The sequence below is a fragment of the Streptosporangium sp. NPDC048886 genome, assembly GCF_055586905.1.
Genome location: NZ_JBVJHH010000009.1, coordinates 24,954 through 49,118, shown reverse-complemented (window position 1 = coordinate 49,118; position 24,165 = coordinate 24,954). Strand labels below are relative to the sequence as shown.

Here is a 24,165-nt window from a genome sequence, read left to right as displayed (position 1 = left end):
TCTCCTCGCTTTCCCACCGCCGCCCTCGCCTCTCACCGCTTCTCCGCCTTCACCCACCACAGTCTCGCCCTCTCGCCGCTTCCCCCGCAGCCTCCGCTCCTCTTCACCTTCACCGCAGCCCCCGCTCCTCTTCACTTCTTCACCGCTCCTTCTCGCCCTCCCGCCGTGTCCCTCCCCCACCTCACTCCGTCTGTCCGCCGCGCGGCAGTCCCGCGGCGGCGTAGGCCTCGGCCTCGCCCAGGGTCTCCTGCTCCAGCAGGGCGATGACGATGGCGTCCAGGCGGTCGCGGTTCTCCCTCAGGACGCGCAGGGCCACCCCGTAGCACTCGTCCACGATGCGCCGGGTCTCCTCGTCCACGGCGGCCAGGGTGTCCGGAGCGGCCGTGAGCTGGCCGTCGGCGGAACTCGGCAGGATGGTCAGCGGGCCGATCCTGGAGGACATGCCCCAGCGGCCCACCATGCCCCGGGCGATCATGGTGACCTGCTCCAGGTCGTTCTCCGCGCCGGTGGTGACGAGGTTGTAGACGACCTGCTCGGCGGCCATGCCGCCGAGGGCCCCGATGATCCGGCCGCGCAGATACTTCTCGTCGTAGGCGTAACGGTCGGTGTCGGGCGTGGAGAGCGTGACGCCGAGCGCCCTGCCGCGCGGGATGATCGAGATCTTCCTGACCGGGTCCGCCCCGGGCTGGAGCATGCCGAGCAGCGCGTGGCCCGCCTCGTGGTAAGCGGTGCGCCTGCGCTCCTCCTGCGGGATCACGAGCGCGCGGGCCGTACCGAGCAGGATCTTCTCCAGGGCGTCGGCGAGGTCGCGGGCCCGCACCTCGGCGTTGTCCCGCTTGGCGGCGAGCAGCGCGGCCTCGTTGACGAGGTTGGCCAGATCGGCGCCGGTCATGCCGGGGGTGGCCCTGGCGAGCCGCTCCAGGTCCACGTCGGCGGCGAGCGGCACGCCGCGGGTGTGCACCTTGAGGATCTCCAGCCGCCCACCGGCGTCCGGCGCGGAGACCGTGACGGTCCGGTCGAAGCGGCCGGGCCGCAGCAGCGCCGGGTCGAGGATCTCCGGCCGGTTGGTGGCCGCGATCACGATGACGCCCTCGGAGCCGGTGAAGCCGTCCATCTCGGTGAGAATCTGGTTGAGGGTCTGCTCGCGTTCGTCGTGGCCGCCGATCGTGCTGCCGCCGCGCACCCGGCCGATCGCGTCGATCTCGTCGATGAAGATGATCGACGGGGCGACCTTGCGGGCCTCCTCGAACAGCTCGCGCACCCGTGACGCGCCGACGCCCACGATCATCTCGATGAACTCCGAGGCGACCGCCGAGAAGAAGGGCACGTCGGCCTCGCCCGCGACGGCCCGGGCGAGCAGGGTCTTGCCGGTGCCGGGCGGGCCGGCGAGCAGCACGCCCTTGGGGAGCTTGGCGCCCAGCCTGAGGTATCTGTCGGGCTCCTTGAGATAGTCGACGATCTCGGCGAGCTCGTTCTCCACCTCGTCGATGCCCGCGACGTCGTCGAAGTCGACCCGGACCTTGCCCGCCTCCACCGGCGTGGCCGCCTTGGACCTGCCCATGCCGCCCAGCCCTCCGCCGCCCATCATGCCTGCCGCCGAGCGGCGCATGAACCAGATCCACAGGCCGGCCAGCAGCAGCACGGGCAGCAGTGACAGCAGCAGGTTGACCACGAAGCCGCGGTCACCGGTGACCGGCTCGGCCTTGATCTCCACGCCCCCCGCGACGAGCTGCTGGTAGAGCCGGCCCTCGTCGGCGAAGACCGGGATCTCGGTGGAGAACTTGGTGTAGCCGCGGTTGTCGCTGTCGGGGTCCTGGGCGGCCTTCTTCAGATCGCCCTGGACGGAGAAGCCCTTGGCGTAGATGTCCTTGACGTTTCCGGCCTGCACCTGCCGGAGGAACTGGGTGTAGGAGACCGTCTCGACCCCGCCGCTGTCGAAGATCGACGAGATGAGGAAGAAGCCCGCGTAGACCACCAGGAGCGTGAGCAGGAAGCGTTTCCAGTTGATCTTCGGGCGCTGCGGGGCCGGTGGCTCGCCGGGCAGCCCTTCGGACCGCCACGGCTTGGGCTGCTCTTCCCTGTCGCGCCCTTCGGCGTCGGGTCCTCTGCGCTCCGGAGACGCCGGTCGTTCCACGACTCCTCCCTCCAGGGCCCCGGCCCGACCCCCGCGGAGATCGCCCTGGGCCCGGCGTCCTCAGCCGCGGGCCCGGCCCACGGCGCCCGCGCGGCGGGCCGGCGGCCCGGCCGGGGATCCGGAGGAGCGGCCCGTGACCTGTCCGGCTGCGGCGAGGTCGCGGCAGGCTGCGGAGTCATGCCGGACGGCGGAGAGATCGGCCATGAAATCCCCCGATTTCCATCAGGCCGGATGAACAAGGCGATTCCTGCCCAGCCGGTGCCTACTTCAATCTGATCGAGGAGATCGCGGTGTTGATGTCGCGCCAGTTCTTCCGCTGGGCGTCGGGGATCGTCACGAAGACCATGGCGGGCTTGGCGCCGGGCACCTGGGTCACGGCGACGGCGGCCATGGACAGCCGGGTCTTGCCCTTGACCTTGTACGTCACCCGGTAGCCGAGCAGCCAGCCACCCTTGATCGGCTGGGAGGCGGTCCATCCGATCCTGGAGCCCTTGGGGTGGTGGTTGAGCGTCCAGCGGGCGGCCAGCAGGGCGGTGTCCTTCGGACTCTCCTGCACCTTGATCGGCACGGGGCAGCTCACGAGCATCGCCCGGGTGGGCACGCCCTTCGCCCTCGGCAGCACCTGCCGGGTGGCGAACGGCGAGGCGCCGAAGACCTTCCACGGCTTGCCGAGCCGGGCCAGCGAGACTCCCGACTTGGCGTCCTGCAGGCGGCGCTTGGTCTTGTGCTCCTTGCCGGGCAGCCGGCCCAGGCGCCTGTCACGCGGGAGGTCGGGGACGCGGGGGTCGGCCAGAGCCACCACCACCGCCGCGCTCGGCCCCTGCGAGCGGGCCCCGCTCGCGGTCGGCGAGGGCGACAGGGACGCCTGGGCCGGGGACGCGCTGGGAGAGGGCGCGGCCGGCGAGCTGACACCGGGCGAGGGCGTCGCGGCAGATGGCGCGGCGATCTGCCCCGACGCTCCCTCGCCCGGCTGATCTGGGGAGCCGGAGTAGGTGAGACCGACCACGGCCGCGACGGCGGCCACGACCACCGCGGTGACCACGGCGAGAATCCGGTAGATCACGCGCATCGGCAGGTCACCGATGCGGGACTTCTTGATCGGCGACCTCGACGGGGTGGCCGGCGGCCTCGAGCGGTCGTCGACGGCGACCTTCGGCAGCTCCGACGTGTCCGCCTCCGCGGTCACATACGTCGGCACGGAACCCGTCCCCCGGGTCCCCGGAGTCCCACCCAACCCATCGAGCACGATCGGGAGCGTACGACAAATCCGGTTTTCTCGTGCGCGATCCCCATCACACTTCGGGAACGAGTACCTCCCAGCTGCGATGGGACACCTACCTGCGATGATTCGCGGATGTCCGTAGAACGTCAGGTGGAGCTCCGCTTCCACGCCACCTCGCGTGAGGCGAGGACCCACACCAACCTGTCCGCCGTCGGCGTCGACGGCCCCGGGCTCTGGGTGGCGGGGGACGGGACCGCCACCGTCGAGCATCTGACGTTCCGCGGCGGCCGCTACGACGGCCAGCGCACCTTCGCCCTGGCCGACTTCGTGGACCTGCCGGCCGGCCCGACGGAGGAGGCCGACATCGAGGGCCTGGCCCAGGCCGACGGCTGGCTGTGGGCGATCGGCTCGCACAGTCTCAAGCGCAAGCGGCTCAGAAGGGGCCACTCACCCGAGAAGGCCCGCCGCCGGCTCGGCACCGTCGTGCGCGAGGAGAACCGCTACATCCTCGTACGGCTGCCGCTCGCCGGCGCGACCCCGGTCCGCCGGGACGGCGACCGCACGGCCGCGATCCTGTCCGGCCCCGGCCTGAGCCTGGCCGACGCGATGGTGGGCGATCCGCACCTGACCCCCTTCCTGGCGATCCCCGGCAAGGACAACGGCCTGGACATCGAGGGCATCGCGATACTCGACGGCCGCGTGTTCGTCGGCCTGCGCGGTCCGGTGCTGCGCGGCTGGGCCATGCTGCTGGAGATCCGGCCCCAGGCCGCCCCCGGCCGCCCCGGCCGCCTCAGGCTCGCCCCGATCGACGGCGGGCCGTACCGGACGCACCTGCTGGACCTCGGCGGGCTCGGCGTCCGCGACCTGTGCCCGCACCGGGACGGACTGCTGATCCTGGCAGGGCCGACCATGGATCTCGACGGCCCGGTCCGGGTGCTGCGCTGGCGGCCGCCGGACGGACCGGCCGTGGAACACGACCCGGAGCACGTCATGGACCTGCCCCACGGAGACGGCTGCGACCACCCGGAGGGGCTGGCCGTGCTCGACGACGAGCGCCTCCTAGTGGTCTACGACAGCCCGTCGGAGGCCCGGCTGACCCCTGCGGGAGGGGTGCTCGCCGACATCGTCAGGATGACCTGAGCGGGCCTGAGGCCGCGGGCCGGAAGCCGCCCTGGCGCAGCCACGGGGCGTCCGCGACGACGGTGCAGGACCCGGGCTCGATCTCGGTGAACCCCGCGTCCCGGACCACCGGCAGCCCCGAGGCGGTCAGCGCGGCCCATCCGGCGGGGCCGGCGGTCCGCACGGAGGCCGCCAGTCCCCGCTCCCGCCACGCCTGCCGGGCCGGCCCGTCGCTCCCCCACCAGGCGAGCTGCGCCGCGTGCCCGGCCTGGGCCATGGCCTTGCCCGCCGACATCTCCAGCTCCGGGTTGATCCAGAGTGTCACCGGCCCCGCCGGTCCCGGCGGGGCCGGGTCGGTCAGTTCGGTGCCGGAGACCTGGAGCCTGGACAGGTCCTTGGGCCAATCGTCGAGGGGCACCGGCGGGTGGACCCGCACCTCGGCGGTGCCGGAGGTCACCGTGATGCCGGGCAGGTCGAGCACCCGGCGCCACTCGGCCCCGCGTGCCCGCCGGACGACCTTCCTGATCCCGATCTCCTCCCAGGAGCGGACCGCCTGGGCCCATCCGCCCTCGCCGCGGGCCCGGGGGTCGTCGAGCAGGGTCAGCACGGCCAGCGCGGCCGCCTCCAGGGCGTCGGTGCGCTCCGGAGGGGCCGCCCGCTCGATCCTGACCACGAGCGGGAGCACCTTCTGGCCGGTCACGAGGCCCCCGCCCGCCGTGCCACCGATCCGCTGTCCTGCCCGCCGACTGGCCTGTTGCGCTCGTTCACGCTCTCAAGGATGCCTTCTTCGCGATGGCGACCGACATCAGGGCCGCGATCAGGCAGAGGAATCCGGCGGCGTACCAGGCGAGGTCGTAGGCGCCGAAGTGGTCGCGGGCGAGTCCCGCGCCCACCGCGGCGACGGCCGCGCCGACCTGGTGGGAGGCGAAGACCCAGCCGAACACCACCGCACCCTCGGAGCCGTAGATCTGCCGGCACAGGGCCACGGTGGGCGGTACGGTGGCCACCCAGTCGAGGCCGTAGAAGATGATGAAGACGAGCATGCTGGGCTCGGCGGTGGCCCCGAACAGGCTGGGGAGGACCATCAGCGACAGCCCGCGCAGCCCGTAGTAGGCCCCGAGCAGGACCCGCGAGTCGACCTTGTCGCTCAGCCAGCCGGACGCGACGGTCCCGACGACGTCGAAGATCCCGACCAGGGCGAGGAGCCCCGCGGCGGTCGGCTCGGCCATGCCGTGATCGTGGGCGGCGGGGATGAAGTGGGTGCCGACCAGGCCGTTGGTGCTCATCCCGCAGATCGCGAACCCGCCGGCGAGCAGCCAGAAGGGCCGGGTCCGCGCGGCCGTCCACAGCACGGTGAGCGCGTGCGCGGCGGCCCCGCCGGTCCTGGCGGGCGGAGCGGGGGCGGCCGCGCCGGGATCGGCCCCCAGGGCGGTGGTGCCGACCTCCTCGGGGCGGTCGCGCAGCAGGAACCAGACCAGGGGGACCACGGCGAGGGCGGCTACGGTGACCGTGACGGCGGCCGAGCGCCAGCCCTGGGCGGCGGCGAGGTGGGCGAGGATCGGCAGGAAGATGAGCTGCCCGGTGGCGCCGCCCGCGGTGAGGATGCCCGTGACGAGGCCGCGGTGGCGGACGAACCAGCGCTCGGTGAGGGTGGCGGCGAAGACCAGGGCCATCGACCCGGTGCCGAGGCCGACCAGGACTCCCCAGCACAGGACGAGCTGCCAGGGGGCGTTCATCAGGATGGTGAACCCGCTGCCGGCCGCGACGAGCAGCAGCGCGCACGCCACCACCCGGCGCATGCCGAAGCGGTTCATGAGGGCGGCGGCGAACGGGGCCGTCAGGCCGTAGAGCATGAGGTTGACCGAGACGGCCAGCGAGATCGTGCCCCGGGACCAGCCGAACTCCTGCTGGAGCGGGGTGATCAGCACCCCGGGCGTGGCCCGGAATCCGGCCGCGCCGAGAATGGCCACGAACGCGACTCCCGCCACGATCCAGGCGCGATGCAGTCCGCGCTCACGCGTCTGAAGAGTCGTTGACATGGGCCCAATCATGGGGGTCGCGGACATGGCCCCACGAGTGGCCCGGGTGCCAATGTCCGCAAGGATCGGGCCATCACGCAGGCCGTCCCGTCAGGCCCGGCCGGAGCCGGCCGCCCCGCGGCGGACGCTCCCCTCCGAGCCCGGCGGCGGGCGTACGGCCTGGCCGGCTTCGGAAAGAGACGCACACCGCGGACGGCGTAAAAATTCCATACATAGGATGATTTTTCATCCTATTGCTGGGCCGAAAACCCGCAGGGGAAAAGGAATTCCCGCGCAGCCCGCCCTCCGGCGGCTCCCGCGACACGGTCCGCATCATCGTCGCGGCCACGTCAAGTCACTGGTTCCGGAACGCCGAAAACTCCACCGCCCGACTACCCGGAGTGACCGGGGGCGCGATCCGGGCGGAAGTTTCCGAACTGCTTGCCCCGCCTTTCGAACATCGGAGATCCTTGGCGCGGAACCCGCCCCGGCTACTCTCTGTTATCTCACATACTGGGACTATTCGGTCAAACGTTACGTTTTTCCCTATCCGCCCTAATTGGGAAGTTTGGCGCTTCACGCCCGACTTTGTTACAGCTTGGGGCGGTGCCGGTCTCAGGTCTGCAACACCCAAGTCGTCCTACTTGTCCAGGAGAGAGTCACGGTGCTCAGCTTTGTTCGACCAATGCTGGCGGCTGACCTCAGACCGGACAATTAAAGGAGTGCTGGCGTGTTCCAATCGCGGACATCTGGCAAGTTTCTAGCTGCTGTGGCGGGAGGTGCGCTCCTGCTGACCGCCTGCGCGGGTAACGACGCCGGGACGAGCGCGCCGACCTCGCCGGGCTCGGCGTCAGCCTCGGCTCCGGCGGCCCAGACCATCACCTATGCCTACGAGCAGGAGTTCCACTCCTACAACAACAACACCGTCGCGGAGAACGCCACCCGCAACGCGGGCCCCCTCCAGCGCGTGCTGACGGGCTTCTGGATCTACGGTGACAAGGGCGCCATCACGCCCGACAAGGACTTCGGCACCTACGAGAAGACCTCCGACGACCCGCTGACGGTCGAATACACCATCAGCGACAAGGCCGTCTGGTCGGACGGCGTGCCGATCGACTGTGACGACGTCATGCTCTGGTGGGGCTTCAAGTCCGGCAAGATCAAGGGCTTCTCCTCCTCCGGCAACGAGGGCGTCCAGGACACCAAGCTGCCCGAGTGCGACAAGGGCGGCAAGAAGTTCTCCCTCATCTACGACAAGCCCTTCGCCGACTGGGTGGCCAACGGCCCCGGCGCGACCGAGATCCTGCCGGCCCACGTGGTCGCCAAGCAGGGCGGCCTGTCCGAGGACGAGTTCATCGCGGCGGTCAAGGACACCGACGCCAAGAAGCTCGAGAAGTCCATCAAGTTCTTCAACGACGGCTGGGTCTCCGAGGGCACGCTGCCCGCGGCCGACCTGATCCCCTCCTCCGGCCCGTACAAGCTCTCCAAGATGGACGCCGGCCAGTCGCTGACCTTCGTCGCCAACGACAAGTGGTGGGGCACCCCGGCGGCCACCCCGACCGTCGTGGAGCGTTTCATCGCCCTGGACGAGCAGGCCCAGGCGCTGCAGAACCGTGAGGTCCAGATCGTCGAGCCGCAGCCCGGCCCCGACGTGCTCAACCAGCTCAAGGCCATCGAAGGCGTCAAGGTCAACCTCAGCGACGAATACACCTACGAGCACCTTGACTTCAACTTCGACTCCAGCCCGTTCAAGGACAAGGCGCTGCGTGAGGCCTTCGCCAAGTGCGTGCCCCGGCAGCTCATCGTCGACAACCTGATCAAGCCCGTCGCGCCGGAGGCCAAGCCTCTGGAAGTCCGCAACGTGGCCCCGTTCCAGGCCAACAGCGCCGCGGTCGTCTCGGCCAGCGGCGGCGCCGGCGTCTACGCCCAGCAGGACATCGAGGGCGCCAAGGCGCTCCTGGAGAAGGCGGGCAAGACCGGCCTCGAGGTCAAGGTCGGCTACCAGACCCCGAACCCGCGCCGCACCGCGGCCGTGCAGCTCATCATCGACTCCTGCAACAAGGCCGGCTTCAAGGTCGTCGACAAGGGCTCCGAGGACTTCTTCGGCACCGTGATGCCGGCCAACGGCTACGACGTGGCACTGTACGCCTGGGCGGGCTCCTCCCTGGTCAGCGGCTGGGCCTCCACCTTCACCACGCCGAAGAAGTGCGACGGCGAGAACAAGGGCAACAACAACGGCTGCTACTCCAACAAGAAGGTCGACGAGCTCATCACGAAGCTGAACGCGACCGTCGACCTGGCCGCGCAGGACCCGATCATCGCTGAGATCGAGAAGAACCTCTGGGCCGACCTGGCCACGATCCCGCTGTTCCAGCACCCGGGCCTCAGCGCGTGGGACGAGGCGGTTCAGAACGTCGTCCCGAACCCCGCGCAGTCGACCATCACCTGGAACATGGACAAGTGGAGCCTGTCGTAACCCCCTCGTTCTAGGGCCCGTTCCCTGACCGTCGCGTGCGGTTGATGGAACACCAACCACCCAGGGCCGGGACCAGAGAATCACAAACCTCTGGTTCCGGCCCTGACCCGCACATATAGTCCCTTCGAATGAGCAGGAGGTGACGTAATGATCGTCTTCATCGCGCGGAGACTGGTCATCTCGTTCTTCGTCCTCCTGGCGGCCACCTTCATCATCTTCGTGCTGACGGCGCTCTCGGGCGACCCGTTGGAAGACCTCCGCCAGGACAACAGCCCCAACAAGGCAAACAAGATCGCCGACCGCACCGAGCGGATGGAGCTCAACACTCCGATCCCGCTCCGCTACCTGGGCTGGCTCGGCCGCATCGTCCGGGGCGAGCTCGGCGTCAACCGCGACGGCCAGGACGTCGCCCCCCTTCTCGGCCACGCCCTGTCGGCCACCCTCCAGCTCGTGCTCGCCGCCACCGTGCTGGCGATCGTCGTCGGCATCGTCGTCGGCATCGTCTCCGCCCTCCGCCAGTACAGCGGCTTCGACTACACCGTCACCTTCGCCGCCTTCGTCTGCTTCTCCCTGCCGCTCTTCTGGGTCGCGGTGATGCTCAAGCAGTACATGGCCATCGAGTTCAACAACTGGCTGAAGGACCCCGGCATCCCGCCGACCGTCATCGGCGTCCTGGCACTGGTCGGCGGCCTGATATTCGGCGCGCTCACCGTGGGCGACCGCAAGCGGCGGCTCCTCGCATTCCTCATCGGCGCCGTGATCAGCGGCGCGCTGTTCACCCTGCTCTCGGTGACCCGCTGGTTCGCCGACCCCGGCTTCGGCCTCCCGCTCATCCTGGCCATGTCGGCCGCCGCCGCGGTGGGCTTCACCGTCCTGTCCGCCGGGCTGCGCCAGCGCGGACCGTTGTACGCCGCCCTCGCCGCCGCCCTGATCGGCGCGCTGGCCTCACAGGTGCTCGACCCGCTGCTGGTCGACCCGACCTGGCTGGAGATCATCGGTCTCGCCCTGCTGACGGTCGCGGTCTGCGTCGGCCTCGGCTACGGCCTCGGCGGGATCCAGCGCCGGCAGGCGACCACCGCCGCCGTGTTGACCGGCCTGTTCACCGGCGCCGTGATCTTCGTGGACCACATGCTCCAGGCGTTCGACTCCTACACCAAGGTGGTGCGCGGCCGCCCGATCTCGACGATCGGCGCACGGACCCCCAACTTCAAGGGCGACTTCTGGCAGCTGAACCTGGACTCGGCCGGCCACCTGCTGCTGCCGAGCCTGGCGCTCATCCTGATCTCCCTGGCCACCTACACGCGCTACAGCCGGGCGAGCATGCTGGAGGTCATGAACCAGGACTACGTCCGCACGGCCCGCGCCAAGGGCCTGCCGGAGCGGACCGTCGTGGTCAAGCACGCCTTCCGTAACGGGCTCATCCCGGTCACCACCCTGATGGCCTTCGACTTCGCCGGCGTCATCGGCGGCGCGGTGGTCACCGAGAACGTCTTCGGCTGGCAGGGCATGGGCAACCTGTTCATCGACGGCCTGCGGGAGGTGGACCCCGCCCCGGTCATGGCGTTCTTCATCGTCACCGGGACCGCGATCGTCGTCTTCAACATGATCGCCGACATCCTCTACGCGTACCTCGACCCGCGCATCCGGCTGTCCTGAAATCGGAGAACCACCCATGACGCTCAATGCGCAGGCCACGGGACCTGACACCGCATCCGATTCACAGGGCATGGCGATCGTCGCCCGGACGCAGGGCCAGATGGTCCGCCGCCGCTTCTTCCGGCACCGCGCCGCGCTGGTCGGGATGATCATGTTCGGTCTCGTCATCATCCTGGCGTTCAGCTCCATCGGCTTCGCCGGCATCCCCGGCTGGTGGGACAAGAACTACCTCGACACCGGCGCGCTGACCAACCAGGGCAGGCCGACCCTCAGCCTGCTCCCCGAGTTCCTCGGCGGCACCGGCATCCACCTCGGCGAGCACCCGTTCGGCCAGGACGACATCGGCATCGACTACTTCGCGCTCACCATGCGCGGCGCCCAGCAGTCGATCATCATCGCGTTCATCGTCGGCATCGTCGCGACCCTCAGCGGCACCATCGTCGGCGCGCTGGCCGGCTACTTCCGGGGCCGGATCGAGGCGGTGCTGATGCGCCTCACCGACGTGATGATCACCATTCCGGTCCTCATCATCGCCGCCGTGGTCGGCCGGATGATGGGCGACAGCGGGGCCGTCGTCCTCGGCCTCTTCCTGGGCCTGGTGACCTGGCCGACGCTGGGCCGGCTGGTCCGCGGCGAGTTCCTCTCCCTGCGGGAGAAGGAGTTCGTGGAGGCCGCCCGCGCGATCGGCACGCGGCCGAGCCGGATCATCTTCCGCCACATCCTGCCCAACACCATCGGTGTGATCATCGTCAGTGCCACCCTGGGCATCGCCAGCGCGGTGCTGCTGGAGTCGGCGCTGTCCTTCCTGGGCCTCGGCATCCAGGCGCCGGACACCTCGCTGGGCCAGCTGATCAGCCGCTACCGCAGCGCGATGGTGGTCCGCCCGTGGCTGTTCTGGTGGCCCGGCGTGTTCATCATCACGATCGCGCTGTCGATCAACTTCATCGGCGACGGCCTGCGTGACGCCTTCGACCCCCGACAGACCCGGGTGCGTGCCTAATGACGACTCCTAACGTGCCGATCGAGCCTCGCAAGGGCGACGTGCACACCTATGACATCGCCCCCAACGTGCTCGACGCCGCCGGCGAGGTGCACGTCGGTCTCAACCTCGACGCCGTACGGCCTCCGTCGGAGGAGGAGATCCTCCGGGTCGACGACCTGACGGTGGAGTTCCCCACCGAGGACGGCCTCGTCCGCGCGGTCCGGGGAGTCTCCTACAGCCTGCGCGAGCGCGAGGTGCTGGGCATCGTCGGCGAGTCGGGCTCCGGCAAGTCGGTCTCCTCGCTGGCGGTCATGGGCCTGCTGCCCAAGAGCGCCCGGGTCAAGGGGCAGATCCTCTTCCGCGGCGAGGACATGCTGAAGATGTCGGCCCGCAAGCAGCGGAGCCTGCGCGGCCGGAAGATCGCGATGGTCTTCCAGGACCCGATGACCGCGCTGAACCCGGTGCACACGGTCGGCGACCAGCTCGCCGAGGCGGTGCTCGCGCATGAGCTGATGCCGCGCAAGACGGCGCTGGCCCGCGCCAAGGAGATGCTCGACCTCGTCGGCATCCCGCAGGCCGAGGCCCGGCTGCGCAGCTACCCGCACGAGTTCTCCGGCGGCATGCGCCAGCGCGCGATGATCGCCATGGCAGTCATCAACAATCCCGACATCATCATCGCCGACGAGCCGACCACGGCCCTCGACGTGACCGTCCAGGCGCAGATCCTGGAGAAGCTCCTGGAGGTCAAGGACGCGGTCAACGCCGCGATCGTGCTCATCACGCACGACCTGGGCGTCATCGCGGGCATGGCCCACCGGGTGCTGGTCATGTACGCCGGGCGCCCGGTCGAGGTCGGCGACACCGACCCGGTGTTCGAAGAGCCCCGCATGCCGTACACGGCCGGTCTGCTCGGCTCGATCCCGTCCCTGGAGAACTCCGGCAGCCGGCTCCGCCCGATCAAGGGCACTCCCCCGTCACTGATCAACCTGCCGACCGGCTGTCCCTTCTCGCCGCGCTGCCCGCTGGCCGACGACAAGTGCAGGACGGTCGAGCCGGAGCTGGCCGAGACCGACAGCGGCGGGCACTTCGCGGCCTGCCACCACTGGGACCGGCTGGCCGCGGTCGAGGACCCGACCGTGTTCTTCCGCACCGAGAGCGAGACTCTGGCATGAGTGTGAAGACCGAGGAGACGCCCGCCCCGGAGCGCGAGCCCGCCGGCGGCGCCCACCTGCTCGAGGTCAACGACCTGGTGATGAACTTCCCCGTCCGGGGCGGCGGTTTCCTGCGCCGGGTGGTGGCCCAGGTCCAGGCCGTCAGCGGGGTCTCCATGCACGTGGACGAGGGCGAGACCCTCGGCGTGGTGGGTGAGTCGGGCTGCGGCAAGTCGACGACCGGCCGGGCGATCCTGCAGCTGCACAAGCCCACCTCGGGCTCGGTGCGCTTCCAGGGCCAGGAGCTCACGACGCTGTCGTCCAAGCAGCTGCAGCCCGTACGGCGCGACATGCAGATCGTCTTCCAGGACCCCTACGCCTCGCTCAACCCGAAGATGCCGGTCAACGACATCATCGCCGAGCCTCTGAAGGTCCACGAGCGCTGGAAGGACGGCGGGCCGGAGCGGGTGGCCGAGCTGCTGCAGTTGGTCGGCCTCAGCCCCGAGCACGGCAACCGCTACCCGCACGAGTTCTCCGGCGGCCAGCGCCAGCGGGTCGGCATCGCCAGGGCGCTGGCCCTGGAGCCGAAGCTGCTGGTGCTCGACGAGCCGGTCTCCGCGCTGGACGTGTCGGTCCAGGCGGGCGTGGTGAACCTGCTGGAGGACCTGCAGGAGTCACTGGGACTGGCCTACATCTTCATCGCGCACGACCTGTCGGTGGTCCGCCACATCTCCGACCGGGTCGCGGTGATGTATCTGGGCAAGGTCATCGAGACCGGCCCCCGGGACGACCTCTACGACCGCCCCGCCCACCCCTACACCCAGGCGCTCCTGTCGGCCGCCCCCATGGCCAACCCGAAGGAGGAGCGCGCCAGGGAGCGCGTCATCCTCACCGGAGACGTGCCGAGCCCCCTGGACCCGCCGAGCGGCTGCCGCTTCCGCACCCGCTGCTGGAAGGCCCAGGACATCTGCGCCACCGAGGAGCCTCCGCTCGTCGACCGCGGCAACGGCCACCCCGTGGCCTGCCACTTCGCCGAGGTCACCGCGCGCTGACCGGACGGAGCGGGCCGTGCGGGATCCCCTCCCGTACGGCCCGCGGCGTCCGCGGCCCGTACTCGACCTGCCGGCCCGTACCTGACGCCAGGTGACAGGTACGGGCGCGACGATGGGAGCATCACCCCGACACCGAGGAGCGCCCCCATGCCCCGTGCCACCGGCACCTTCACCATCGACAGCTGGGACGCGCGCCCCTACGACGAGGCCGAGGGCGCCGCGCTCTCCCACGTCCACGTGACCAAGACCTTCGGCGGCGATCTGGTGGGCACCAGCACCACCGACATCATCACCGCGATGGCCCAGGTCGAGGACTCGGCGGCCTATGTCGGTTTCGAGCGTTTCACCGGCACCGTGCACGGCCGCAAGGGCACCTTCGTGCTCCACCACACCGCCACCAGCCACGCCGGGGAGTCATCCCTGAGCTGGACGGTTCTCCCCGATTCGGGCACCGGCGAGCTCCTCGGCATCAGCGGTGGGGGCCAGATCGTCAACGACGACGGCGCCCACTCCTTCCACCTCGACTACGGGCTCGGCTGAGCCCTGGGCGGCCACGTCCGAGGGCTCCGAGGCGTGTCAGCGCCGGCCGGCGGCCGGGGTGGCGGAGCAGGTGGTGTCCTCGGCGGGCAGGGCGCCGTCGACCAGGTAGCGGTTGACGACGCTGTCGACGCAGGCGTTCCGGGGGGCGAAGAGTCCCCCGTACACGGTGTGGCGGAAGGCGCCGCGCAGGGTGACCAGGCGGGAGCCCGTCAGGGCCCGGTGCGCGGCCTGCTGGCCGGGGTAGGTGGCCGCCGGGTCGCCGTCGGCGCCCACCATCAGCACCGGAACGTCGTTACGGACCCGGGTGGGAGGTTCGGCGGGGGCGACCGGCCAGAACGAGCAAGGGGTGAGGTTGCGGGTCAACGGGCCGAACAGCGGCTCGTCGGCACGGTGGACCTGGATGTCGCGGTAGTAGGTGTCAGGGTCGCGGGACGCCGCCCGGTCCGCGCAGGAGATCGCGGTCTGGACGCCGGCGGAACCGTCCGCGTCCGGGGAGGACAGGCCGGTCAGGACCTGTTCCAGGACCGGGGTGGGGGTGACCTTGATGCCGCGGGCGGCCTCGCTCAGGACACGGACGTCAGCGGCGAAGCTCCCGTACGCCTCGTCGCTGTCCCCGGCGGTGACGTTCCACAGGAGCTGGGGCAGCACACGACTGTCGACCCGGTGGTCGCCGACCCGCAGCGGGCCGCGGGTGACAGCCTGACCGATCCGGTCCACGGTGGCCAGGACCTGGGCGGTGGTGGCGCCCAGGCGGTAGCGGCCGTGGTGGCGGGCCGCCCAGGCCGCCCAGTTCTCCAGGACCGCGGTCACGGCCGGCCCCGTCGTGCTTGTCAGGTCGGGACCGAACAGATCGGGGTTCAGGGCGCTGTCGAGCACCACCCGGTCGGCGCGGCGGGGGAACAGCTGCAGGTAGACCTCGCCCAGGTAGGTGCCGTACGACGAGCCGAGATAGGACAGTTTCGACTCGCCGAGGGCGGCCCGGATCACGTCCATGTCCCGGGCGGTGTTGCGGGTGGAGGCGTGGGGCAGCACATCCCGGTGAACGGCGCAGCGGGACGCCAGGTCCTTGGCCAGGGCCGCGCTCCGGTCGAAGGTGCGCCGGTCCGGTCCGGCGGAGCCGATGCTGACGGTGGGCCATCCGCAGTTCAGGGGGGTGCTGCGCCCGACGAAGCGGGGATCCATCCCGATCAGGTCGTAGCGGGCCGCGACCGCGGGCCCGGCCTGCTTGACCTGGAGGGTGAGATACATCGCGGGGACGCCGGGGCCGCCGGGGTTGTAGAACAGGGATCCCCGCCGGCGCCCGGGGTCGGTGGCTCTCAGCCGGGACATCGCGACCTTGATGGTCCGCCCGCCCGGGTCGCTGTAGTCCAGCGGCACGGTGACCTCGGCGCACTGCGCCTTCGCGTCGTCCAGCTCCTTGCCGACGGTGTCGTCCGGGCCGCTCCGGCAGCGGTGCCAGGCGATCTCCTGCTGCTGGAAGCGGGCCAGCCCGGCATCCGGGGCACGGCCGCCGGCGTCTGCCCGGGCCGCTCCGGCGGCCGGCGGCACACCGATCACGGTGCCCGTCAGCGCCGCCACCGCGGCCCCGGCCACGGCCGTCCTTCGTCCACGCATCGGATTCTCCTCCTGCACACTGTCTGCGCACTGTCTCGGGCACGACCGGCCACGGCGCGCGCGGGCGGCTCCCCGCGCCCTGAACGGCCCGGGGGGATCACGGGTCGTGCCATCACGGGGTACGAAGTTAAGCCGCGCGGCCGGCCCGGCGCGTCAGCCCCCGGTCGGGTTTCCCGAGCCTGCGCGCGACCTCCGCGCCGCCCCGTGGGGCTGCCGACGATCCCGCCTCTGACCAGCGATTCCTCCGGAGCGGGGCCGCGCCGGGCGCCTCGTCCGGGAGATCCGTGTACGACTCCAGGCTGACGCGGGCCGGCCGATCCGACCGGTCCGGGGACCTCCGGTGCGAGGTCCGCGGACCTCCCGCGCGGGAGGGGACCCATGCTCCGCCGGGCGGTGCGGGCCGGCCGCTCCGGGGCCTTCCACCCCACCCGGAACGCCGGGCGCGCGCTTGTCGTCCTCCGGCGGGAGCCCACTATGGTGGCGCCATGGACCAGGCCCGCCGTCCCCTGCCCGTACGCGGCGGCGGCCCGGGCCGCGAGGATACGGAAACGACAGGACGTGTGATGACCGGTGGGGCGGTGGCCGTGACGGAGGCGGCGCGGCCGGTACGGTCCCTGCTGCGGGCAGGCGCCCGGCTCCCGCCCGTGGCGTTCGACGCGGTGCTGGCGCTCGGGCTCTTCTCCGTGACCGCCGGCCTCAACAGCAAGGTCTACCAGGAGCCCCCGGGGACCCTGATCCTCCAGGCGGCCCTGTCGCTGCCCCTGGTGTGGCGGCGGCGCGCGCCCCTGACGGTGTTCTGCGCGGTGGCCGCCGTGGCGTCTGTCCAGTGGCTCATCGGCACCCAGCTGCTGACCGACGTGGCGCTGCTGGTCGCCCTGTACACGGTGGCCGCGCGCTCCGCCTGGCGCCACACGCTCATGGCCGGAGCCGTCCTCGGAACCGGCATCCTGCTGGCCTCCGCGCGCTGGGCGGCACCCGACGGCGCGTTCCTCAACTCGGCCGTCTTCCTGACCGCCGTGGCCGTCGCCGCCGCCGTCACGGGTGTGAACACACGGATCCGGCGTGCCTACCTCGCGTCCCTGGAGGACCGCGCGGTCCGCCTGGAGCGCGAACGCGACCAGCGGGCCAGGCTCGCGGTGGCGGACGAACGGGCCCGCATCGCCCGTGAGATGCACGACGTCGTCACCCACAACCTGTCGGTCATGGTGGCGCTGGCCGACGGCGCGGTCTTCGCGCAGCACGGTTCACCCGACCAGGCGACCGCCGCCATGCGCCAGATCTCCGGCACCGGGCGGCAGGCTCTCACCGACATGCGGCGCTCCCTGGGCGTCCTGCGGGCCGACGAACCGGACGCGCTGCGCCATCCGATGCCCGGCATCGCGCAACTGGAATCCCTCGCCGAGCAGACGCGCGCGGCCGGGCTGCCGGTCCGCCTCGACGTGGAAGGCGATCCCGCCTCCGTCCCCGCCGCCGCCCAGCTCACCGTCTACCGCCTGGTCCAGGAATCCTTGACCAACTCCCTCAAGCACACGCCGTCCGGCACCCGCGCCGGGGTCCGGGTGCGCTGCGCGCCCCGGACCGTCACCGTCGAGGTCACCGACGACGGCCGCACTACGCGAGCCGTCGGTCCACCGTCCGGGCAGGGCATCCCCGGCATGCGCGAGCGCGCGGCCGCCTACGGCGGGACCCTGGAGGCCGGCCCGCTCCCGGGCGGCGGCTGGCGGGTCTCGGCACGCCTCGACCTCGACATGCCCGGCGCCGGCACGGCCGGGGAGGGCGCCGCGTGACGATCCGCGTCCTGCTCGTCGACGACGAGCCGCTGCTCCGCATGGCGTTCACCATGGTCCTGCGGGCCCAGCCGGACATGGAGCCGGTCGGTGAGGCCGGGGACGGCGCCGAAGCCGTACGCCTCGCGCAGCGCCTGCGGCCCGATGTCGTCCTGATGGACGTGCGCATGCCCGGTGTCGACGGGATCGAGGCGACCCGCCGGATCACCCGGAACGGCCGGCAGACCCGGGTCCTCATCCTCACCACCTTCGACCTCGACGAATACGCCTTCGCCGGGCTCAAGGCCGGCGCGTCCGGTTTCCTCCTCAAAAACGCCCTGCCCGAGGAGCTGCTCGCGGCGATCCGGAGCGTCGCCGCGGGCGACGCCGTGGTCTCCCCGCGGATCACCCGCCGCCTGCTGGAGAACTTCGCCCACCAGCTCCCCACCGGCGGCGCCCCGGCGAGCGACGAGCGGCTGCGACGGCTCACCCCCCGCGAGCGGGAGGTGCTCGTCGAGGTGGCCCGCGGCCTGTCCAACACCGAGATCGCCGCCGGACTGCACCTCGCGGAGGCCACGGTGAAGACGCATCTGGGCCGGATCCTGCTGAAGCTGGAGCTGCGCGACCGGGTGCAGGCCGTGGTCTTCGCCTACGAGAACCGGCTCATACGCCCGGCGTGAGGAGACACTCAGGCGAGGGTGGCCCGCCCTGTTCAGGCGAGAACGGGACACGCCCGACCGGAGATCATTCCTTCGCCGGCGCCTCGACGCTCCACAGGCGCCCGTCGGGGTCGCGCAGCGTCAGCCGCTCGGTCCCGTAGTGGGTTTCCTCGAACGGCGTGACCACGTCGAGGGACGGGTCGGCCGGGAACGCCTCGGCGTCCGCGACCCGCAGCACGACCTGGGTGTCGGGCCGCTGTCCCTCGGGGACTTCGGCGAGGAGCAGGTAGGGGCCGTCACCGCGCCGGAACAGGCCCGAACCGTGGTCGGTCGCGAACTCCACGTCGAAGCCCAGTGCCTGCAGGAACTTGGCGCTCTTCCCCCAGTTGTGGGTCTCCAGATAGACGCCTTCGATGCCCTCGGTAGCCATGTCATGTCTCCTTTTCTCCTGGGGGCGGCCCGTCCTCATGGGCCGACAGATAGGTGCGCAACGCCTCGGCCACGAGGGCCGAGAGCGACATCTCGGCCTCGATGGCGTGGTGCTTCACCTGCCTGATGAGAGTCAGCGGCAGGTAGACGTTGAACTGCTTTACCTCCTCGGCGGCCATGGCCATAATGCTAGCATCCTAGGAACAAAGGATCCTAGGGACGAGGCCCCTCGTCTCCGTTCCCAGCGCGACGAGCCGCGCAGCAAGGAGGATCTGGACCATGGCACGCAAGTGGTGGACGCTGGTGGTGGCGTGCGCCGCGACGTTCATGCTGCTGCTCGACATCACGATCGTCGTCGTCGCGCTCCCGGACATGCAGCACGCGTTGGACGCGAGCTTCGGCGACCTGCAGTGGGTGACCGACGCCTACGCGCTGACCCTCGCGGCGCTCCTGCTCACCTCGGGGTCCCTCGCCGACCGGTTCGGCAGGCGGCTGCTGTTCCTCATCGGCCTGACGGTCTTCACGGCCGGCTCGCTGCTGTGCGGCGTCGCGCAGGACCCGCTGACACTGATCGCCTCCCGGGCGGTCCAGGGGATCGGCGGCGCGGTCATGTTCGCCACGTCGCTGGCGCTGATCGCCACCACGTTCCAGGGCCGCGAACGCGGCATCGCCTTCGGCGTGTGGGGCGCCGTGGCCGGCGTGGCCACCGCCCTCGGCCCGATCCTCGGGGGCGCGATCACGACCTGGATCAGCTGGCGCGGCATCTTCCTGGTCAATCTGCCGATAGGCGTCGCCGCGATCGCCGTCGCCGTGCGCCGGGTGGAGGAGTCGCGCTCGCCGTACGTTTCCCGGGTCGACTGGCCGGGGGTCAGCACGCTGACCGCCGGGCTCTTCAGCCTCGTGTACGCGCTGATCAGGGCGGGCGAGACGGCGTGGAGCGACCGCGGGGTCGTGATCTGCTCCGTCCTGGCGGCGGTGTTCCTGACAGCGTTCCTCGTGGTCGAGGCGAAGGCGTCCGAGCCGATGTTCGACCTGTCGCTGCTGCGGACCCCGACGTTCCTCGGCGGTTCGATCGCCGCGTTCGCCATGAACGCCTCGCTGTTCGCGATGTTCCTGTACCTCGTGCTGTACCTCCAGAACGCCCTCGGCTACAGCCCCCTGGGCGCCGGCGCCCGGCTGCTCGTCGTCTCGGCCTGCTCGACCGTCGCCGCGACGGTGGCGGGCCGGCTGTCGAGCCACGTCCCGGTCAAGTGGCTCATCGGTCCGGGCCTCATCCTGGTGGGCGCCGGCCTGTTGCTGATGACGGGACTGGACGCCGGATCGGAGTGGACGCACCTCGTCCCCGGATTCGTCGTCGCAGGCATCGGCAGCGGCATGGTCAACCCGCCGCTGGCCTCGACCGCGGTGGGCGTCGTACCGGCCCACCGCTCCGGCATGGCCTCCGGTGTGAACCAGACCTTCCGGCAGGTCGGCATCGCCGTCGGCATCGCCCTGTACGGCTCGATGTTCTCGTCGTCGCTGTATTCCGACCTGAAGGAGCGGCTCGGCTCCACTCCGGAGCTGCGCGGCTACGCCGACCGGCTCGCGGACGCTGTACATCGCGGCGATCCCGGCCAGGTGATCGGCTCCGCGGCACCGCAAGACCGCGGCCGGCTCTGGGAAGCGGCAGGGGCGGGCTTCGCGTCGTCTCTCAACGACCTGCTGCTCGCCGGCGGCATGGTGGCCGTCGTCGGCGGCATCCTGGCTTTCGCGCTCATCCGCAGCAAGGACTTCGTACCGCCCGGAGGCGGCCGGGAGCAGCCGGAAGGCAACCCACCTGCGGCGCGGCCCTCATTGACCCATCCTGCCGACTCCGGGGCACGTGACTCTACTCGCGGGCATTAGCGCCGAGCGCCGAACCGGCAGGTCAGCCGCGTCCGGTAGGGGCCGTCTCCGCCGAGCCGGGCGGCCCACCGGATCCTCGGCGGTGTGGCCGAGGCCGAGGACGTGACGCAGGAGGGCTGGTTGCGCGCCGCCGCCGACTTGTCCGAGGCCCAGGTTTTGCAGGCCGAGGGCGACGCGCTCGCCGAGGGGATCGCCCCGGATAGGGTCCAGGCCGCCCTCGCGTTCGCGGTGGCGAAGGGCGAGGCGAGCAGGGACCAGGATGGAGATCAGGGCGAGGAAAAGGCAGACCGCCACGCTCACGGTGCTCCATGGCAGGAGAACAGAATCGGCGCCTGCCCATGGAGAATGCGATCATTGATCAACCAGAGAGTTCCCGTCTGGGTGGCGGCGGTGACGATCAGGCCGAGCGCCGTGGCGGTTGCCACCACCACGACCGCCTCCGCGCCCACCATCCGGAGCACCTGACGCCGGGTGCCGCCGGTCAACCGCAGGGTGGCGAAGTCACGCAACCGATCTCTCGTCGACATGATCATGGTGTTCGCGATCGCGATCAGTGCGTAGAGCAGCGCCGGACCGAGGACGGCGACCAGGATGAGAGTCTGCTGGCGGTCGCCGGCGGCCGCGCGGGGATCGGTCCAGTTCTCGATCGGGGTGACGGCGGTGTCCGCCGGGGCGTGCGCGGGAGAGGCCGATAGGTAGGCGCGAGCGGGCCGGGTGTGGCTGGACACCGCGGCGTAGGACAACAGGACCTCGGGCACGGTGAACGTCGGCTTGAAGGTGGCCGACAGCCGGAGCGTGACCGAGGTGCCGTCGGGCAGCCGGGTGCTCAGTTGCTGCCCGACCTCCCAGCCGAACGCGCGGGCCAGGTCACTGGACACCGCGACTGTACGGCCGCGCAGATCCGCCAGCGATCCTGTCACGGTGTCGAGATCCCAGACCATTTCGGGGTCGCCGTCGATGGCGAGCGCGGCGAGGGGGGTCGACGCGGAGCCCAGGCCTTCGATGCTCGCGGACACGACTGCCGTCGTCTGCGTATCGGGCAGATCGCGCAGCGCCCGCATGGCCGAGGCGGAAAGGGCAGGGGCGCCGGTGGGTTCGACGACGTACCGGGCGGTGGATGTCGTACGGCTCTGCGCGTCCCTGGCTGCGGCCAGGGCGAGTACGCCGCCCACAACGGATCCGCTCAGCCCGATGACCAAGAACACCGGGGTGGCGGTGGACACCGTACGGCGGACAGCGGTCAACGCGTTCTGCCTGGCCAGCAAGATGGCGGCACCGGGAACGGCCCGCAGCGGGAAAGTGAACAGCCGCACCAGCAGGGGTATCAGCAGCGGGGGGGGAGCAGGGTGATCCCGACGATGGCCAACAGGTCCAATTCCAGCGAGAGCGTCGCCATGGCCTCCGGCCCGCGCATCCCCGGATCGAGCAGCATGTAGTCGGGCATCGACAGGCGCAAGAAGACGGCGCCGACCGCGACGACCAGGAAGAGCACGAACCACAGCCACCGGCCGCCGGTCATGACCTTGCGGTCCACCACGGCGTCGCCGAGCGCTTCGGCGGGCCGTACCCCGCTCGCACGGCGAGAGGCGGCGAAGGATCCGACCACGGCGACCGCCACCCCCAGCAGAGCGGCGAGGAGCAGCGGCGCCGGGGAGGTGGAGGGAGCGAAGCCCGCGGGCGCCAGGCCCTGGGCCATCAGCCACGTGGCCATGGCGGAGGCCATGATCAGGCCCAGGAGGCAACCCGCGACCGCGGCGAGCAGTCCGATGACCAGTGACTCGGCGAGGATGAGGAACCGGACCTGCCGGAGAGTGGCTCCGATGGCGCGCAGCAGCGCCATTTCGCGGCGACGCTGGGCGAGCGCGAAGGCGAAGGTTCCGGCCACCACAAAAATGGCGACGAATCCTCCCACGCCTGCCATGAACTGCAGAATCTTAGCCAGGGACGGCCCCTGCGGGTCGGTGTTGACCGGCACGTTGATCACGAGCGCCCCGACGGCGCCGATCAGGGCGACGCCTAGAGTGAGCGCGACGAAGGCCCCTCCGTGCGGTCCAGCCCCGCCGCGCACTGCAGCAGCGTGCTCTTTCCTGAACCCGATGGCCCCATGACGGCGGTGAAGGTGTCTTGGCGGAAGGTCACGCTCACCTCACGCAGTGCGGTCGCCTCAGTGGAGCCGTGTCCATATGTCCGGGCCACGCGGTCGAGTTGAACTGCTGGCAAATTATTGGGATGCACTTAACACGCATTTTCTAATGGCCGATTTTTGAATCCACCATTATGCAGCCCTTTCAACTTGATGATGATCCTGGGGACACCGAGGTCGGCCAGGACCTGATGCCCTGACCAGGAACCCTGAGTGCGGTTGTGCCCCGCCGCCGTTCCGCTGTCCATCCTGGACGGCATCCTCTCCAGCGAGTGGATCAGACCGTGAGTCGTCCACCGGCTGCGACCAGCCCGGAAGGCAGCACCATGGAGGGGGCCGGCCCACATAAGGTCGAAACCCACATTCAGTGGATCATGAACGGGTGTTGCCTCCAGCGAGGGGCAGTCGGGGATGTCGAGAGCGCTCCAGGGCACATGCACCGAACAAGGGACGGTCATCCGGTACATGGCCGTCGCCAGGCGTCGGCGACCTGCGGGTTCACCGGAACGGCCGCCGCGACCCGGGTGCGTCATCCGGTGCATCAGCAGCTCAGCGAGATCGAATGTGGGTTTTGGGCTTATGTGGGCCGCCCCACGACGATTACTACTGAGATCCCTGGGGATGCTGGCCGCGACGTCCCAGATGAGGCTGTCGAGGTCCTCATCGTCGTGGGGCGGTTGATCGCTCGGCTCAGTGCTGGATCACGGCCTTCGCTGCCACGATGATCAGCCCGAGGAGGAGGTTGACGACACCGGTGGTTGCGACCACCCGGCGAGGGGCGCCGGCTCTGACGATGGCTGCGGTGGCCCAGCCGACCTGTTCGACGAGGGCGACGGCGAGCCCCAGCCACGCGGTGCCGCCGGATCCGAGCCCCAGGAAAGGACTCACTGCCACGGCAGCGGCCGGTGGGAGTGCGGCCTCAGCGATCGGCCACTCGTGGCCGGCCGCATGGCGGATCTGCTTCCAGGACAACTCATGATGGGCCAGCCGTTCGCCGACGAGGAGGGCGTAGACGTGAGTGGCCCAGAAAACCAGTCCGGTGACGAGCAACATGATCACGAGCTGCAGGCGTGGAAATGGGCCCAGCGTTCCTGCTGTGGCGATGACTGAGGCGGCGAGGAGCGCGCCGTAGATCGCGCCCACGTAGTTCCTTGATGGAGCAGGCGATTGGGCGCTGCGGCGTCTCATCCCCTCAGCATGTCACCACGCCCGGCTGGATCACTCTGCGGCCGAGCAGTACCGCCGCGTCGACCGCGACCTCTCCGGCAGCGGTAAACGGCAGTTGGCGCACCGGCGTTCGACCCGGCGCGGGGTGCGGCG

20 protein-coding genes are annotated in these 24,165 nt (G+C 70.7%); 10 read left to right on the top strand and 10 right to left on the bottom strand.

Translation table 11 applies throughout. The annotated features are described in order from the left end of the window. Positions 1–181 precede the first annotated feature (181 nt). Together ftsH and ACZ6R6_RS12880 are read right to left on the bottom strand one after the other, a co-directional pair. On the bottom strand, positions 182–2,134 hold the full coding sequence (ftsH, locus tag ACZ6R6_RS12885) for an ATP-dependent zinc metalloprotease FtsH (RefSeq protein WP_470092867.1): 1,953 nt from the start codon (positions 2,132–2,134) through the stop codon (positions 182–184). 262 nt (positions 2,135–2,396) lie between these two features. Then, positions 2,397–3,332: a hypothetical protein gene (locus ACZ6R6_RS12880; RefSeq protein ID WP_470092865.1), complete on the bottom strand. Its 936-nt coding sequence runs from the start codon at positions 3,330–3,332 to the stop codon at positions 2,397–2,399. Between the two features lie 156 nt (positions 3,333–3,488). Here ACZ6R6_RS12880 and ACZ6R6_RS12875 point away from each other — a divergent pair, with 156 nt between their 5' ends. Next, positions 3,489–4,496, top strand: coding sequence for a DUF3616 domain-containing protein (locus ACZ6R6_RS12875; RefSeq protein ID WP_470092863.1), 1,008 nt, complete (start codon positions 3,489–3,491; stop codon positions 4,494–4,496). Here ACZ6R6_RS12875 and ACZ6R6_RS12870 read toward each other — a convergent pair. After that, a complete protein-coding gene (locus ACZ6R6_RS12870) occupies positions 4,483–5,175 on the bottom strand; it encodes a peptidyl-tRNA hydrolase (protein ID WP_470092861.1) in 693 nt (230 codons plus the stop codon). The two genes, ACZ6R6_RS12875 and ACZ6R6_RS12870, sit on opposite strands and share 14 nt — an antisense overlap. Before the next feature lie 64 nt (positions 5,176–5,239). Continuing rightward, positions 5,240–6,514 (bottom strand): MFS transporter, encoded by a 1,275-nt coding sequence (locus ACZ6R6_RS12865; RefSeq protein ID WP_470092859.1) that lies wholly within the window; start codon positions 6,512–6,514, stop codon positions 5,240–5,242. 709 nt (positions 6,515–7,223) lie between these two features. Here ACZ6R6_RS12865 and ACZ6R6_RS12860 point away from each other — a divergent pair. The 6 genes from ACZ6R6_RS12860 (at position 7,224) to ACZ6R6_RS12835 (ending at position 14,350) form a co-directional block, all read left to right on the top strand. Next, positions 7,224–8,969: an ABC transporter family substrate-binding protein gene (locus tag ACZ6R6_RS12860; protein WP_470092857.1), complete on the top strand. Its 1,746-nt coding sequence runs from the start codon at positions 7,224–7,226 to the stop codon at positions 8,967–8,969. 147 nt (positions 8,970–9,116) lie between these two features. Continuing rightward, positions 9,117–10,625: an ABC transporter permease gene (locus ACZ6R6_RS12855; protein WP_470092855.1), complete on the top strand. Its 1,509-nt coding sequence runs from the start codon at positions 9,117–9,119 to the stop codon at positions 10,623–10,625. Positions 10,626–10,695: 70 nt separating this feature from the next. Then, positions 10,696–11,625, top strand: coding sequence for an ABC transporter permease (locus ACZ6R6_RS12850; RefSeq protein WP_470092853.1), 930 nt, complete (start codon positions 10,696–10,698; stop codon positions 11,623–11,625). A 14-nt stretch (positions 11,626–11,639) separates the two neighbouring features. Further along, positions 11,640–12,779 (top strand): ABC transporter ATP-binding protein, encoded by a 1,140-nt coding sequence (locus tag ACZ6R6_RS12845; protein ID WP_470092851.1) that lies wholly within the window; start codon positions 11,640–11,642, stop codon positions 12,777–12,779. Further along, complete coding sequence (locus ACZ6R6_RS12840; RefSeq protein WP_470092849.1) at positions 12,776–13,810, top strand: ABC transporter ATP-binding protein; 1,035 nt, start codon at positions 12,776–12,778, stop codon at positions 13,808–13,810. Before ACZ6R6_RS12845 ends, ACZ6R6_RS12840 begins: the two co-directional genes overlap by 4 nt. Positions 13,811–13,957: 147 nt before the next feature. Continuing rightward, a complete protein-coding gene (locus ACZ6R6_RS12835; RefSeq protein WP_470092847.1) occupies positions 13,958–14,350 on the top strand; it encodes a DUF3224 domain-containing protein in 393 nt (130 codons plus the stop codon). A gap of 36 nt (positions 14,351–14,386) precedes the next feature. On the opposite strand, the gene ACZ6R6_RS12830 is transcribed toward ACZ6R6_RS12835, so the two are convergent. Beyond that, positions 14,387–15,964 (bottom strand): alpha/beta hydrolase, encoded by a 1,578-nt coding sequence (locus ACZ6R6_RS12830; protein ID WP_470092845.1) that lies wholly within the window; start codon positions 15,962–15,964, stop codon positions 14,387–14,389. A 563-nt stretch (positions 15,965–16,527) separates the two neighbouring features. Here ACZ6R6_RS12830 and ACZ6R6_RS12825 point away from each other — a divergent pair. Then, positions 16,528–17,751 (top strand): sensor histidine kinase, encoded by a 1,224-nt coding sequence (locus ACZ6R6_RS12825; RefSeq protein WP_470092843.1) that lies wholly within the window; start codon positions 16,528–16,530, stop codon positions 17,749–17,751. Continuing rightward, complete coding sequence (locus ACZ6R6_RS12820) at positions 17,748–18,410, top strand: response regulator (protein ID WP_306866581.1); 663 nt, start codon at positions 17,748–17,750, stop codon at positions 18,408–18,410. Before ACZ6R6_RS12825 ends, ACZ6R6_RS12820 begins: the two co-directional genes overlap by 4 nt. A gap of 64 nt (positions 18,411–18,474) precedes the next feature. Here the strand turns inward: ACZ6R6_RS12820 and ACZ6R6_RS12815 are convergent, their stop codons facing one another. Both ACZ6R6_RS12815 and ACZ6R6_RS12810 read right to left on the bottom strand, forming a co-directional pair. Further along, the gene (locus ACZ6R6_RS12815) at positions 18,475–18,819 is read right to left on the bottom strand and encodes a hypothetical protein (protein ID WP_470092841.1); all 345 of its coding nucleotides are present in this window, start codon (positions 18,817–18,819) and stop codon (positions 18,475–18,477) included. A gap of 1 nt (position 18,820) precedes the next feature. Further along, positions 18,821–18,997: a hypothetical protein gene (locus tag ACZ6R6_RS12810; protein WP_470092839.1), complete on the bottom strand. Its 177-nt coding sequence runs from the start codon at positions 18,995–18,997 to the stop codon at positions 18,821–18,823. 100 nt (positions 18,998–19,097) lie between these two features. On the opposite strand from ACZ6R6_RS12810, the gene ACZ6R6_RS12805 reads away from it, so the two are divergent. Continuing rightward, positions 19,098–20,702 carry an MFS transporter gene (locus ACZ6R6_RS12805; protein WP_470092837.1) on the top strand — a complete coding sequence of 535 codons (1,605 nt, stop codon included), beginning with the start codon at positions 19,098–19,100 and terminating at the stop codon, positions 20,700–20,702. Positions 20,703–20,998: 296 nt separating this feature from the next. On the opposite strand, the gene ACZ6R6_RS12800 is transcribed toward ACZ6R6_RS12805, so the two are convergent. The 3 genes from ACZ6R6_RS12800 to ACZ6R6_RS12790 all read right to left on the bottom strand — a co-directional run bounded on the left by ACZ6R6_RS12800 (position 20,999) and on the right by ACZ6R6_RS12790 (position 23,988). Further along, positions 20,999–22,015 (bottom strand): FtsX-like permease family protein, encoded by a 1,017-nt coding sequence (locus ACZ6R6_RS12800; RefSeq protein WP_470092835.1) that lies wholly within the window; start codon positions 22,013–22,015, stop codon positions 20,999–21,001. Positions 22,016–22,026: 11 nt separating this feature from the next. Then, positions 22,027–22,770 (bottom strand): ABC transporter permease, encoded by a 744-nt coding sequence (locus tag ACZ6R6_RS12795; RefSeq protein ID WP_470092833.1) that lies wholly within the window; start codon positions 22,768–22,770, stop codon positions 22,027–22,029. Between the two features lie 765 nt (positions 22,771–23,535). Continuing rightward, complete coding sequence (locus ACZ6R6_RS12790) at positions 23,536–23,988, bottom strand: hypothetical protein (protein ID WP_470092831.1); 453 nt, start codon at positions 23,986–23,988, stop codon at positions 23,536–23,538. Between the last annotated feature and the right edge of the window lie 177 nt (positions 23,989–24,165).

Excerpts from the sequence above, each read along its gene's own strand:
- ACZ6R6_RS12855 (WP_470092855.1), top strand. The coding sequence starts at position 9,117 with ATGATCGTCTTCATCGCGCGGAGACTGGTCATCTCGTTCTTCGTCCTC.
- ACZ6R6_RS12825 (WP_470092843.1), top strand. The coding sequence starts at position 16,528 with ATGACCGGTGGGGCGGTGGCCGTGACGGAGGCGGCGCGGCCGGTACGG.
- ACZ6R6_RS12810 (WP_470092839.1), bottom strand. The coding sequence starts at position 18,997 with ATGGCCGCCGAGGAGGTAAAGCAGTTCAACGTCTACCTGCCGCTGACT.
- ACZ6R6_RS12835 (WP_470092847.1), top strand. The coding sequence starts at position 13,958 with ATGCCCCGTGCCACCGGCACCTTCACCATCGACAGCTGGGACGCGCGC.
- ACZ6R6_RS12865 (WP_470092859.1), bottom strand. The coding sequence starts at position 6,514 with ATGTCAACGACTCTTCAGACGCGTGAGCGCGGACTGCATCGCGCCTGG.
- ACZ6R6_RS12805 (WP_470092837.1), top strand. The coding sequence starts at position 19,098 with ATGGCACGCAAGTGGTGGACGCTGGTGGTGGCGTGCGCCGCGACGTTC.
- ACZ6R6_RS12815 (WP_470092841.1), bottom strand. The coding sequence starts at position 18,819 with ATGGCTACCGAGGGCATCGAAGGCGTCTATCTGGAGACCCACAACTGG.
- ACZ6R6_RS12875 (WP_470092863.1), top strand. The coding sequence starts at position 3,489 with ATGTCCGTAGAACGTCAGGTGGAGCTCCGCTTCCACGCCACCTCGCGT.
- ACZ6R6_RS12830 (WP_470092845.1), bottom strand. The coding sequence starts at position 15,964 with ATGCGTGGACGAAGGACGGCCGTGGCCGGGGCCGCGGTGGCGGCGCTG.
- ACZ6R6_RS12840 (WP_470092849.1), top strand. The coding sequence starts at position 12,776 with ATGAGTGTGAAGACCGAGGAGACGCCCGCCCCGGAGCGCGAGCCCGCC.
- ACZ6R6_RS12850 (WP_470092853.1), top strand. The coding sequence starts at position 10,696 with ATGGCGATCGTCGCCCGGACGCAGGGCCAGATGGTCCGCCGCCGCTTC.